At 48.3% G+C, this 13,663-nt stretch carries 11 protein-coding genes; 2 read left to right on the top strand and 9 right to left on the bottom strand.

Annotation, left to right across the window (positions count from 1 at the left end):
• Positions 1-411: 411 nt before the first annotated feature.
• From ACOJUN_RS17330 to ACOJUN_RS17320, 3 genes are all read right to left on the bottom strand, one after another.
• The gene (locus ACOJUN_RS17330; protein WP_422133166.1) at positions 412-1,752 is read right to left on the bottom strand and encodes a hypothetical protein; all 1,341 of its coding nucleotides are present in this window, start codon (positions 1,750-1,752) and stop codon (positions 412-414) included.
• Between the two features lie 534 nt (positions 1,753-2,286).
• Positions 2,287-3,879: a hypothetical protein gene (locus ACOJUN_RS17325; protein WP_422133165.1), complete on the bottom strand. Its 1,593-nt coding sequence runs from the start codon at positions 3,877-3,879 to the stop codon at positions 2,287-2,289.
• Between the two features lie 320 nt (positions 3,880-4,199).
• Positions 4,200-6,389, bottom strand: coding sequence for a hypothetical protein (locus tag ACOJUN_RS17320; RefSeq protein WP_422133164.1), 2,190 nt, complete (start codon positions 6,387-6,389; stop codon positions 4,200-4,202).
• A gap of 388 nt (positions 6,390-6,777) precedes the next feature.
• Between ACOJUN_RS17320 and ACOJUN_RS17315 the strand changes: the two genes are divergently transcribed.
• Both ACOJUN_RS17315 and ACOJUN_RS17310 read left to right on the top strand, forming a co-directional pair.
• Positions 6,778-7,761 (top strand): transposase, encoded by a 984-nt coding sequence (locus ACOJUN_RS17315; RefSeq protein WP_422133163.1) that lies wholly within the window; start codon positions 6,778-6,780, stop codon positions 7,759-7,761.
• A 407-nt stretch (positions 7,762-8,168) separates the two neighbouring features.
• Positions 8,169-8,456, top strand: coding sequence for a hypothetical protein (locus tag ACOJUN_RS17310; protein ID WP_422133162.1), 288 nt, complete (start codon positions 8,169-8,171; stop codon positions 8,454-8,456).
• A 118-nt stretch (positions 8,457-8,574) separates the two neighbouring features.
• Here the strand turns inward: ACOJUN_RS17310 and ccmI are convergent, their stop codons facing one another.
• Genes ccmI through ccmD form a run of 6 tightly spaced genes read right to left on the bottom strand, consistent with a single transcriptional unit; the run spans position 8,575 to position 13,660 of the window.
• Positions 8,575-9,744 (bottom strand): c-type cytochrome biogenesis protein CcmI, encoded by a 1,170-nt coding sequence (gene ccmI, locus ACOJUN_RS17305; RefSeq protein WP_422133161.1) that lies wholly within the window; start codon positions 9,742-9,744, stop codon positions 8,575-8,577.
• Positions 9,741-10,271, bottom strand: a complete 531-nt coding sequence (locus ACOJUN_RS17300; RefSeq protein WP_422133160.1) for a cytochrome c-type biogenesis protein — start codon at positions 10,269-10,271, stop codon at positions 9,741-9,743. Before ACOJUN_RS17300 ends, ccmI begins: the two co-directional genes overlap by 4 nt.
• Positions 10,268-10,810, bottom strand: a complete 543-nt coding sequence (locus ACOJUN_RS17295; protein ID WP_422133159.1) for a DsbE family thiol:disulfide interchange protein — start codon at positions 10,808-10,810, stop codon at positions 10,268-10,270. Before ACOJUN_RS17295 ends, ACOJUN_RS17300 begins: the two co-directional genes overlap by 4 nt.
• Entirely contained in the window at positions 10,807-12,825 is a 2,019-nt protein-coding gene (locus ACOJUN_RS17290) for a heme lyase CcmF/NrfE family subunit (RefSeq protein WP_422133158.1), read from the bottom strand. Before ACOJUN_RS17290 ends, ACOJUN_RS17295 begins: the two co-directional genes overlap by 4 nt.
• Positions 12,825-13,358: a cytochrome c maturation protein CcmE gene (ccmE, locus tag ACOJUN_RS17285; RefSeq protein WP_422133157.1), complete on the bottom strand. Its 534-nt coding sequence runs from the start codon at positions 13,356-13,358 to the stop codon at positions 12,825-12,827. The genes ACOJUN_RS17290 and ccmE overlap by 1 nt, the downstream gene beginning before the upstream one ends.
• Positions 13,355-13,660 (bottom strand): heme exporter protein CcmD, encoded by a 306-nt coding sequence (ccmD, locus tag ACOJUN_RS17280; RefSeq protein ID WP_422133156.1) that lies wholly within the window; start codon positions 13,658-13,660, stop codon positions 13,355-13,357. The genes ccmE and ccmD overlap by 4 nt, the downstream gene beginning before the upstream one ends.
• Positions 13,661-13,663 lie beyond the last annotated feature (3 nt).

Here is a 13,663-nt window from a genome sequence, read left to right as displayed (position 1 = left end):
TGGAATAAGTTTGTGTTGTCTGAATCATGGCCTGAGCAGCCTCTGTTCGTGGGATGCTTATGTATGGCTCGCTGATAGACTATTCGAAGATAGGTTTTTAGATCCTTTTTTAGGAATACAGTTTTTAGATGTCTTAATTATTTAATGGGTGTCTTTAAATCGATCAAACTGGCCGGTTTCAAATATTTTTTATTTTATGGGTGTCATGTGCCTCCTTTTGGGTGTCATGTACCTTATTAATTATTTAATGGGTGTCTTATTTATTTTTATTTTATGGGTGTCATGTGCCTCCTTTTGGGTGTCATGTACCTTATTAATTATTTAATGGGTGTCTTATTTATTTTTATTTTATGGGTGTCATGTGCCTCCTCATGTGCCTTATTAATTATTTAATGGGATTTAATGGGTGTCTTATTTTTTTTGTGCCTTTTGTTTATGGGTGTCATGTGCCTTTGCCTTTTGGGCGTCGTCCGTCGGACTTGTCTCGGAACACTCAATAATGCCCAGAATACTTCCTAAACAAGATGCGCCATGACAATCACCATAATTCTGGCTATTTATCAGCATATTATTCATTTCCTGCCTGACGTAGTCCGTCACACTTGCCCTTGCATCCAGGATAATGCGTAGCAAACCATTCGCATCAGTCCAACGCCTGGTTTTCAGGCTCTCTAACAGCATGTTGCTCAGTACCTGCTGGTCGTCGTCCAGCAGACTTGTCTCAGTGTCCTGAATAACGCCCAGAAAACGACCTACACTATCCCAATCCCAACGCTTCCGGGCCTCTATCAGCATGTTACCCAATACCTGCTGGAGGCCGTTCGTGAGACTTACCCTGGCATCCCGAATAATGCCTACTAAACGATCTACTTCATCCCAGTCCCTATTAATCAGGGCCTCTGTCAGCTCATAACTCAGTTCTTCGGGGGCTTCTTGCATCCCCGTTGCCCCAGTGCCCTGATCACTGAGTTGTTGTGTTCCCTGAGGCAGCAGGGTATCAACCGGCCTTTCCTGATTTGTTGTTGTCTCTGCTCTTTGAGTAGTCGCGTCGGAGACACTGGCAGAAGCCGTTTGTGAGGAATGAGTATCCGTCGGCTCGTTACAGGAATCGGGTAAGTCCACCTGTGCTTCTTCGAGTTCCCGCCGGGCGTCGTCCTTCGGACTTGTCTCGGAACACTCAATAATGCCCAGAATACTTTTTAAACGAGATGCTCCATGACAATCACCATAATTCTGGCTCTTTATAAGCATGTTACTCATTTCCTGCCTGTCGTAGTCCGTCACACTTGCCCTGGCATCACGGATAATGCGTAGCAAACCATTCGCATCAGTCCAACGCCTGGTTTTCAGGCTCTCTAACAGCATGTTGCTCAGTACCTGCTGGTCGTCGTCCAACAGACTTGTCTCAGTGTCCTGAATAATGCCCAGTAAACAACTTACACTACCCCAATCCCAACGTTTCCGGGCCCCTATCAGCATGTTACCCAGTACCTGCCGGGGTTCGTTCGTGAGACTTACCTTGGCATCCCGAATAATGCTTACTAGACGATCTACTTCATCCCAATCCCCATTAATCAGAGCCTCTGTCAGCTCATAACTCAGTTCTTCGGGGGCTTCTTGCATCCCTCTTGCCCCAGTGCCCTGATCACCGGGTTCAGGACCCAATATTTCTGTTAACTCAGGCAAGTTTTTTCTACATAGCGGGCAGGTTGACCTTGCCTCAAGTGGAGTATGTTGAAACAACTTCTGCATACAATCTCTGTGAATTTTATTGTTACAACATGGAATGAGTGTCACGCCTCTGCCAAACACGCGCTGACATATACAGCACCTGCCGTTCGCTTCAGCAGGCTGTCTGTTTTGAGAATGATTAACTGAGTTACCTGGCTTTAAGTTATCCATTATTAATACTTCCCTGCAAAATTGTTTAAACCTGGTATTTTGACCACCAGTCTTCAGGAAAGTTCCATTTCGGTCTGCCCGTGGAAGAGCATCAAACTCCCTCTCATTTAAGATCTGGAGAACAACCACGATGAGGAAACTACCGCTCGTATCCACAACAATAATGCTTGCAGCCTGTTAGCAGGCTGTGTCACTGAGCGATGGTTCGGGACTGCATATCAACAATGACTGCTGGACCGCCAAATCTTGTTCTTCTTTACTATTTGCTCTGGCGAGTGAAAAGAGAATAAAACCTTTTTGATTTTCTGAGCGACACCTTTCAGTGACCCGCTTGCTGACCTTGGCTCCTCGCGGAATTGACCCCGAATATGCATGAGCGGTCCCTCACGATGCCTTGCGTCTTCGCACGGACATCCGGGATGCAAGGGCTGGCACCAAAGGCGGTGAAACAGGGTCCACACTGATGCCAAAGATTTTACTCATGACGTGATCACCCATCCCGTCGGTAGTGAGTATCTTAAGCAAAGGGCTCAGTATTGTGGGGGTAATAGCCTGGGCAAACCCTGTTTTTAGCTTCTGCCACTGCTGCTGCATTGGTGATATTTCGCTTTGCCCTGACAGTGCTGAAAATTCCCTGCAGGCAGCTTTTTTAGCATCGTTTTCGTCGGCGTATATACCGAGACACTTAAAGCCTTTATCGCCAACATCACCACCTTGATGTTCGATAAATGTCAGCAATTGATCAAGCAAATGGCGCAAGCCCTGTTTATCATGACACGACAGGTTTTTGGCCGATTTCTCACCGATTTTGAAGATGATTCTGGAAAAAAGCATGCCAATTTCAGGGGATAAAAGGCTTTGTATCGCAGGCAAATTTAATGCTTTGGCTAACCCTGGATTATGATCCGATAACTGATCCACCAAGCGCTGAAAATCATTATACTTCTGTCGCAACCCATCGAGATCGGTTTTAATCTGCGAAGCCTCATAAATTAAATCATCCTGAGACAACATTGCCGATTTTGGAACCGTTGTTGTAAACAGAAAAGATTGACTATCGTGATTGAGGAAACGATCACGGTACTTCTTTTGCGGATGCTCTGCATAAATTTCTTTCAGTTTCTTGTATGGCCACCGTTCGGTATAGCTTGGGCACTCGATGCAATTTTTGCGACCAGCCTGGCAGACAAGGTAGTGCCCCTGTTCACTGTACCCACCATCGACTTTGGGATCTAGCGGGTAACTGACACGGAGAAATGTTTTCTTATCCGTTTTGGCCAGATAACAATTGTCATCATCGTGTTCAACATCGCTTTTGCCCAATATGGTCTGAAGAACAGCCAGCATTGATTTCATTGATGCCAGATAACTCCCTGAGGAGTCCATATAATCGGTAAACTCCTTCAAGGTTTTACGGTATTCACAGCCATTACAGCGGACAAAACCATCTTTAAGATAAAACCCCTTTAGTGCCAGAAGGCTTATTAATTCCTTTACGTCAGCGCCTTGGATGTAAGGTAACAAGGGGTGAAAACTTCGTAATCTTTCAGCGTAATCTGGCACCTCATCAGCCAGAACAAATATTTTATCTTGCCCATGTTGGCCAACTATCCTGGAAGCCTTTATCACTCGCTTATCGGTGTAGTCGTTGACCAGAAATATTTTCACATCCCGGTGCCTGATGGCAGTCATACGAAACTTGCAATCAAACCCTGACACTGGCTGAAACTTCAGAAAAACTGACTCACCCCTGGCCACCGTTATTTCAAAATGATTTATTTGATCAGCTTTATCGCTGACAATTCCTGCCCAAACCAGATAACTCTCTTGGCTGGCCCGAGCATGCATTTCATCCAGATCAATACTGAACTCAGTGTCACCCTTATCATTCTTGACATCCAATTTTTTGATAGAATTTTGGGATACTGATGGTAAAGGTCGAACCGGAATAAAGATCCTTGACTGTGCAGGAAACATAATTAAAACTCCTTTAAAAAATACTCACTCCTTTTTAGGGCTTAAGCACCAAATAAGTACTATGAAACTTAATAATCCCTCAAGCTTTTCGTTGTCCCGACCAGCAGCTAACCGTTTAAGTTTTATACCGTCAACAGCGAATGACAGTCACATTTCTGCCAAACTTTTCTCTTAGCTGAATAATCGTCAAGCTTCGTAACAGCTTAAATTCCAGTAGATCACGAACTTTGTACGCCGTCCTTGCTCCGCTGCTCTTGATAATCTTCTGGAAAATATCTGCTTTATCCCAAGACTCATTATCCAAGGCCTCTATCAGCTTGTCACTCAGTGCCTGCTGAGCTCCGAGCATCAGCCTTGCCATCGTCCATCGGCCTTGCTCCGATGCTCTCCAGAATGCATCGAATTCTATCTGCGCTATCCCAGGAATCGTTATACATAGCCTGTACCCGCATGTCACTCAGTGCCCGCTGGTCGTCGTCTGCCAGCCTTACCCCGGTGATCTGGATAATGCCTTGAAAACTGTTTGCCTTATCCCACAACCTCTTTAGCACAGCCTCAAACAGCTTGTCACTGAGTACCCGCTGATCGTGGTCCGTCAGCCTTGCCACGGTGCCATCGTCCATCAGCCTTGCCCCGGTGCTCTGCATAATGCCTTGAAAACTATTTGCGTCATCCCACGCCCCATTTTGCACAGCCTCTATCATCTTGTTACTCAGTGCCCGCTGGGCGTCGTCCGTCAGCCTTACCATGGTGCCATCGTCCATCAACCTTGCCCCGGTGCCCTGGATAATGCTTTGCAAACTAAATGCTCTTTCCCATAACCCATTATTCACAGCCTCTATCAACATGTTAATCAGTACCCGCTGGTCGTCGTCCGTCAGCTTTGTCATGGTGCCCTGGATAATGCTTTGCAAATTATATGCGTTTTCCCACGATCCATTATTCACAGCCTCTATCAGTTTGTGACTCAATACCTTCATTTCGTCGTTCGGCAGTATTGTCCAGGTGCCTTTAAAAATCTGCTGTAAACGATCTGCGATATCCCAAGACTCATTATTCAAAGCCTCCATCAGTTTGTTCGCCAGTGCCTGCTGGTCGTCATCCGACAGCCTTGCCCTGGTACCCTGGAAAATGCGTTGAATTTTATCTGTGTCATCCCACAAGCCATTATTCACAGCCTCTGTCAGCTTGTTACTCAGTATCCGTTCGTCGGCGTCCGTCAGACTTGCCCCGATGCCGTTAATAACCTGCTGTAAAAGATCTGCGTTATCCCACGACCCGTTATTCAAAGCCTCTATCAGCATGTTACTCAGTGCCCGCTCGGCTTCCTGCGTCGGCCTTAACCATAGAATTTTGCCCGTCGGCCGTGCCCCGGTGTCCTGGATAATGCGTTGCAGGCTATATACTTCACCCCACAACCCATTATTCACAGCGTCCATCAGCTTATTACCCAGAGCCCGCTCGTGTTCGAACTGCGGTATTGCCCTGGTGCCCTTAATAATCTGCCGTAAAATATCTGCTTTATCCCAGGACTTATCATCCACGGCCTCTATGAGCTTGTTACACAGTGCATCCTGGAAATTGTTCGGCATCCTTACCACGGTGTCCTGGATAATGCATCGCAAACTATCTGCTTCATCCCACGACCCATTATTCACAGCCTCTATCAGCCTGTTACCCAGTGCCTCCTGGAAGTCGATGCTCGGCCTTGCCCCGGTGCCCTGGATAATGCATCGCAAACTATCTGCTTCATCCCACAACCCATTATTCACAGCCTCTATCAGCCTGTTACCCAGTGCCTCCTGGACGTCATAACTCGGCGTTGCCCCGGTGCTCTTAAAAATCTGCTGTAAAAGATCTGCCTTCTCCCAAAACCCAGTATCCACGGCCTCTATGAGCATGTTACCCAGTGCCAGTTTAGCGTCATGCTCCACCCAGATGTAATTGGGCTTCAGCTTTATCCCAGTGTCCTTAATAGCGCGTTGAATGTTATATGCCTTATCCCATAACCCATTATTCAGAGCCTCTGTCAGATTGCTAATCAGTGCCCAATAATCGTCTTCCGTCAGGCTTGCCCTGGTGCCCTGAACACTGTCTTGTTGAAGTTCCCGAGGAGGCAGGGTATCCATCTGTCTTTCATGACTTGTTGTTGTCTCTGCTTTTTGGGTAGCGGAAAAATTACCAGAGGCCGATTGTGAGGAACAGGCACCCAGAGGCTCGTTAAGCGAACCTGGTATGTTCCGTTGCGTCCCGACGCTGACTGAGAAAGGTTCTGATTGCGCTGAATCAAGCTGCCCGGCGTTGCACAATGGGCATCTTAGCCTTACCTCCAGTGGAGTAGCTTGAAGCGCCTGTAGCAAATAGGCTGTATCAATTTTTTTCGAACAACAAGCGGTGACGGTCACATCTCTGCCAAACACTATTTTGCATATAGGGCAGCTATTACCTGCTTCAGCAGGTTGGCTATTTTGAGAATGATCAACTGGCTTAGTGGAGTTTGGATTTATCATGATTAATTCCTACATGAAAGTTTTTTCAGTTAAAGTGCGGACAAGTCATCTGCGGGATCTGCAAACCATTAAATGCCAGCTTGATAGTGAATTCTCTGGGCAGACCTTAGCACCACAGAATTTGATCATACATTTTGACAGCAGTTAATTAATTTGGTTCCGTAACCAACGCATTAAAGCTAATACGGGATTGATGCCAGCCAAGGGAAACAGGAACAGGAAAACACCCACTGAAAAAAGAAAAAAAAGCCCCCCCCCAAAAAAAAAGACACCCCAAAAAAAACAAAAAAAAAAAAAACAAAAAAAAAAGACACCCATAAATTTGCTTTACCATCCACCTGGTCTACTTTTCACCTACGATTGATTTTTTTCCCAGACAGGTGAGTTCATGGCCCAAGCTCGCAATACCCTGATTGACCCCGGCTCAACGCCTTATTACCACTGCATGGCAAGATGTGTTCGTCAGGCTTACCTCTGTGGAGAGAACCACCTGACTGGCAAGAATTACGAGCATCGCCGCCAGTGGGTGGTGGATAAACTCCGGGAACTGGTTTCTGTCTTTGCTATCGAAGTCTGCGCTTACGCTGTCATGTCGAATCATTATCATGTGGTTTTGCACATCAATCAGTCATCTGCCAGAGGCTGGTCACGGAATGAAGTGCTTCACCGTTGGACGACCTTGTTCGCAGGCCCGCTTCTGGTGCAAAGGCATCTGGCCGCTGACAAACTGGGCAGCGCTGAGTTGGCCCGTATCGATGAATATGCTGAGGAATACCGACGTCGTTTAATGGATATCAGCTGGTTTATGCGCTGCCTGAATGAACATCTTGCTCGTGAGGCCAATAAAGAAGACCAGTGTAAAGGACGCTTCTGGGAAGGACGCTTTAAAAGCCAGGCATTGCTGGACGAAGCAGCGTTACTGACCTGCATGACCTACGTTGACTTGAATCCGATTCGGGCTGGAAAGGTAGAAACACCGGAAGAATCAGACTACACGTCGATTCAGGAACGTGTGGAGCAGATTGAACATTCTGAAACCAAAAGGCAGCCGCTGACCCTGAAACCTTTCTGTTTACAAGGACAGGATACGGACGTTGCCCTTCCCTACCTTCTTCACGACTATCTGGAACTGGTTGACTGGAGTAGCCGCGTTGTCAGGACAGATAAGAAAGGTTCCATCCCGTCGTGTACCCCTCCTATTCTTGAAAGATTGGACATTGATCCGGATGAGTGGCTGAAAACCATGCAATGGAATAATCGTTTTTATCGGGCAGTTGGCCGTCTGGAAGCGATGAAGGCCTTTGCACTTGAAGTTGGACAGAAGTGGCTTCGAGGGTTAAACGCCTGCAGTCGTTTGTACCTGACAGGTTAGCGTAGAAGTCAGTTAAGGAATTAAACACTTTCTCTTTATCTTTCCTCGACTTTAAGTCGGAATAGTTTTGTGTTGTCTGAATCATGGCTTGAGCAGCCTCTGTTCGTCGAATCCTGTTGTGTGGCTCGGTGATAAGCTATTCGAAGATAGGTTTTCAGATCCTTTTTTGGGGATACAGTTTTTAAATGTTTTATTCAATGGGTGTTTTATTTTTTATGGGTGTCTTATTTTTTTCTTTTTATTCAATGGGTGTTTTATTTTTTATGGGTGTCTTATTTTTCTTTTTTTATGGGTGTCTTATTTTTTTTGAGATCAACCCCTGATTTAACACTGAACCTGCCCCTTTGATAACAACGTCTATAATTCCTTATCACTCTTAATAAATACAAGACAGGAAAACACTCACTATGACAAAACTACTGCTCTTACCGACAACAACAATCATACTGTGCAGCCTTTTATCAGGCTGCGTCACCGAGCCAATGGTTCAGGATGATAGCTTCCATAACGACCAGCGCCCCGCTCCGGTATTGACTGAGGAAGAATCTGGCATCAGCCGCCAGAACCGAATTAATCACAACCAATACAGGATGAAACATGACCGACGGATGGAGTATCAGCCCTCTCCCGGACCGCAGACCATGCCCTCCTGGAAAATGACCTTTCCCAACATTGAGCCGGTCATCGTAGACTGAATCACAGTAAACAGGCATGAAGAGGCGGAAATGGAACGAGGTGTACAGGAAGAAAAAATAACGCTGCCCGGTCAGTCAACGAGGCAGCAAATTTAAAGAATTTAGAAGGGCAGCAAGATCAGCTGGCAGGTGCGATTCGCAGCTGAATAACGCCGTTATCCTTGATTTTTACATCACGGACCTCAGCCTGATAATCAGCCTGAGCCACATCGCCTGAAAGTGTAACACGAGCCACCACATCCAGACTTTCTGTATCCGACAGGCTGACTGAGCCCATCATCATGGCGGCATTATCATCCAGTATTACCTCTTTGGGAAGGTCACTGACCTGCAGAGGAATAGCAGCAATAGGGGGCTTTTTGGCACCGCTCTCACGGGCAAAAACAATGACTCTGGCTTTACCCGGAAGATTACTAAGCTCAGGAGCCAATTCGACATTGATCCGCAATTCTGCAACCGTTTCACCCATTAGTTTGCGTGCTTTGGTAATACCGGCAGACAAGGACTGTCGGGCAGCCATATCATCTTCAAAAGAGAGGGCTTTGGTCCAGGCCTGAACTGCCTGCTGGTAGTCTTCCTGCTCAAAAGCATCAATACCCTTGAGCCCTAATGCCGTGGTGTTGCTTTCATCCTTGCTGAGTGCATCCTGATAGAGGCCACGCACCTCGCCATTGATCTGGTTGCGGTTCGCCAGGAACAGCACCTGAGCCAGTTGGGCCGACGCCTGAGGACTGCCTTCGGTGACGGTGTACAGCTTCTTATAAGCGTCAATCGCCTTATTAACCTCACCCCTGGCCATGTAACGACCTGCCAGCATATACCAGGCCTGAGCATTATCAGGTCGTTTGTCACTCCAGGCTTCCAGGGTAGAGATCATCTCTTCATGGGACACATCCCGGTTCATCATCTCAACGACAGACAGTTCTGTCTGTGAACCGAGGTAAAGGTAAACGGGCACAGCCATGGCTGGAATCAGGAAGGCCAGAAACAGAGCCAGGCTTTTGTTACTACTGCCGGTGTAACTGAGCTTCTCTTTCTTATCAGCCACATCCTCCAGCAGCTTCTTTTCCAGCTCAGTGCGAATCTGTTCAGCATCTTCCGGTGTCAGCAAACCCTGATCCAGCTGCTTTTTCAGTTCGGCTTCCTGCTCTTTGAAATAAGCAATATTGGAAGCCTTGTCGGAAACACCCTGATCCGCACCAGGTCGACTGCGGAACCACAGTGGCGTAACGACGAGAGCCATACCCATGAGAGTTAAAATGGAAGCGATTATCCAGAACTGCGTCATTTATCTTTACCACCCAGTATCTTTTCCAGCACGGCTTTGTCCTGCTCGTCCAGCGTTTCATCTTCGATCCCGGGACGATGCTGTTTCAGGATTCTGAACAGTATGAAAATGCCCAGCAACAGCAGAATCAGAGGACCAAACCAGAGGGCGATGGTGCGGGCATCCATTCGGGGCTTGTAGAGTACAAAGTCACCGTACCGATCCAGCATAAACTGGATAACGGTGTCATCATCGGCCTTCTCTTCAACAATCATACGGTGAACTTCACGACGCAGATCCTGAGCAATAGGCGCATTGGAATCGGCAATAGACTGATTCTGACATTGAGGGCAGCGCAGTTCTTCGTTCAGACGGAAAAACTGCTCCTGCTGCCGGAGAGAATCAAACTGATAGTTATCAATAACCCCGGCATAGGCGCCCGTGCTGACCACCACTGCGACAGACAGCGCCAGTATGAGCCTGAAAGAAAGAACAACACTCGCAGATTTCAGCAGCGATGAGTGCCTGAACAAATAGTCGAGAGTCATTGTACTAACTCCTTCTGCAGAGCGTCGTAACGAGGCTTGAGATCTTCCTTCCAGACCCGGTCATCAATGATCCCGATGTGTTTGTGACGAATCACACCCTTTTTGTCGATCAGAAAGGTTTCCGGTGCGCCATAAACACCCAGGTCCAGACCCAGCCTGCCATCCTTATCAACAATGTTAAAAAGGTAAGGATCTTCGAGGCGATCCAGCCACTCCAGAGCATCCTGACGCTCATCTTTGTAGTTGAGGCCTACAATATTGATGCCTTCCCGGGCAAGCTTTATCAGGTAAGGGTGCTCAACCTTACAGGCCGGACACCACGAACCCCAGACATTGAGTAGCAGAACCTTGCCTTTCAAGGCTGCTTCGGTAACGCTCTCTTCAGGCTGCTTCAGTTTTTCGAGGCTGAATTCCGGAACAGGTTTATCCAGCAGCATAGAAGGCAGTTCACTTTTATCTTCCATGAACAAACCGATATAAAGCAGCACACTGAACGTCAGAAAGAAACCTAATGGGAGAAATAGTTTCCAGCGCTTCACGCCTGACCTCCTGTCGTGATGGCTGCATCCTTATCTGAATCCCCGGCGGGCTTTTTGTTACCCAGTAAAGCCTCTTTCCTGTTCTTGAGACGGACACGATATCGCTTGTCAGAAATCGCCAGCAAACCACCCAGAGCCATAAAGATGGAACCCAGCCAGATGAAACGAACATAAGGCTTAACGTGGAGACGGACTGCCCAACTATCGCCGCCAAGCGGCTCACCCAGGGCAACATAGAGATCACGGGTTAAGCCCGGATCAATATCTGCATCAGTCATTGGCATGTTCTGCACGGTATAAACACGCTTTTCCGGTTCGAGGACGGCTATTTTCCTCTCATCCTCAAAGACGCTTATAGTGCCGTAGTCCGCTACATAGTTAGGCCCCTGACGCTGACTCACACCATCAAACCGAAAGACGTATTCGCCAACCTGGGCAGAGTCACCCGGGCTCATTCGCAGATCTTTTTGAACACTGTAACCAGACGTCAGTGCCACACCAATAAAGGTAACCGCCAGACCCAGGTGTGCCAGTTGCATGCCATAGTAGGCTGGCTTGAGCTTTGTCAGCCCTCTCAGCAGACCGGTATTACGGGTTTTATTACGTATATCCTTGCCAATGGTGAGTACCATCCAGAGGACAAGCCCAATCGCCAGCGCTTCACTCACCCGGAAGCGATCTCCGTACAGGAAGCTGAATGCGACACCGCCGATCACAGAGACAATAAGAATCCAGCGCACCTGCTGTTTCAGCCAGCTGACGGAGCCTTTTTTCCAGTTCAGCAGAATACCGATACCCAGACAGGCAGCCAGCAGCATGGCGAGAGGAACAAACAGCAGATTAAAGTAGGGAGGGCCTACAGAAATCATGCCCAGATCCAAGGCATCCAGCAGCAGTGGGAACATAGTACCCAGCAGTACCGTGGCGCAGCTGGTCACCAGAATAATGTTATTCAGCAACAGCAGGGTTTCACGGGAAAGCAGGGAGAAACTGATTTTACTTCTCACTTCCGGTGCCCTGAATGCAAATAGGGTCAGGGAAGCACCCACCACCACCAGCAGATAGCCCAGAATAAAGAGACCACGCTCAGGATCGTTGGCAAAGGCGTGAACCGAGGTCAGCACACCGGAACGAACCAGGAAAGTACCGAACAGACTCAGGGAAAATGTGGTGATCGCCAGCAGCAGTGTCCAGCTCTTGAACAGCCCGCGTTTTTCAGTCACTGCCAAAGAGTGAATCAGTGCCGTACCCGTCAGCCAGGGCATCAGGGAAGCATTTTCCACAGGGTCCCAGAACCACCAGCCACCCCAGCCCAGCTCGTAATAGGCCCACCAGCTACCGAGGGAAATACCTGCTGTCAGGAAACACCATGCCACAGTTGTCCAGGGGCGAGCCCAGCGTGCCCAGGCGCTGTCCAGCTGGCCACCGAGCAATGCCGCAATAGCAAAGGCAAAAGCGACCGCAAAACCAACATAGCCCATATACAACATGGGCGGATGCACAATCATACCCAGATCCTGCAGCAGCGGGTTCAGATCAGAACCGTCGGCAGGAGGAAATGGCAGAATACGGGCGAACGGGTTTGAGGTCAGCAGGATAAACAGCATAAAGCCAACGCTGATCATACCCATGACCGATAACACTCTTGCAGACAGTTCCGGAGGCAGTTTATTACTGCGCAGAGCAACCGCCTGTCCCCAACCGGTCAGGGTCAGAACCCAGAGCAACAGAGAACCTTCATGGCCACCCCAGACGGCAGTGACCTTGTAGTAAACAGGCAACAGGGAGTTGGAGTTGCTGGCTACGTACTGAACCGAAAAGTCATCCGAAAGAAAAGCAACTACCAGACACATGAACGACAACAGGACAAAAACAAACTGACCTGTTGCCAGCGTTTTACCGGTAGCCATCCAGTTCAGTCGGCCATTGTAGCTACCTGCCAGTGGGATAATACTTTGCAGCAGAGCCAGACAGGTTGCCAGTATCAGGGCAAACAGCCCCAGTTCAGGATTCATTACTTGCTCTCCGATGCCTGAGAGTGAAGGCTCTCAAGGGGCTGTTGACTCTCCTGTGGGTATGACGGGGCGCCATCAGGCTTATCTGACGGATTGCCTGACTTCGAACCATGAGCTTTGTCGATGGCCTTCTGTACTTCCGGAGGCATATAGTTTTCATCATGCTTGGCTAACAGCTCCTCGGCTACAAAACGACGGTTTTCATCCAGTTTGCCGGTTCCGACAATGCCCTGACCTTCTTTGAAAAGGTCTGGCAGGATTCCGGTATATTCCACTTCCACTTCGCCATCGCCATCACTGATTCGGAATCTGGCTTTCAGGCTGTTCGGATCACGTATGACCGAACCCGGAACGACGATACCGCCACCACGGATCCTCTGACCGACGGGCGCTTCGCCTCTGGCCATCTGGGCTGGAGAAAAGTAATGGTTGATGTTTTCCTTCAGGGCAAACAGAGCAAGGGCCACAGCAATACCGACGCCGGCCACCAATAAAAGCACTAATAATAAGCGTTGTTTGCGAACTGGATTCATTCCACTTCTCCCTCCCGGACACCCTGATCTTTAATATTGACTCTGTCTTCCCGCTGACGGGTTATTGTCATTTTTTGCTTTCTGTCAGCTGTCAAGCTTTGGCGCCTGTTCGCTGTTAAGCTCCGGTCTCTGGACCGGCTGCTGCGCACCTGACGCAGAACCTGGGAAAGGATCCGCTTTCTGGCCCGCAACGGAGAAATTATGTTGTAGGCAATGATCACCAGACCAATGCCGTAGGCCGCCCAAACAAAGACACCGTGACCATCCATGCGTATCAAACTGGCCAGACTTTCAAAATACATAGT

The organism is Endozoicomonas sp. ALD040, from assembly GCF_049275945.1.
Lineage (GTDB): Bacteria > Pseudomonadota > Gammaproteobacteria > Pseudomonadales > Endozoicomonadaceae > Endozoicomonas_A.
Note: the sequence above shows the minus strand (reverse complement) of the source record. Positions and strands in the feature narration are given on the sequence as shown.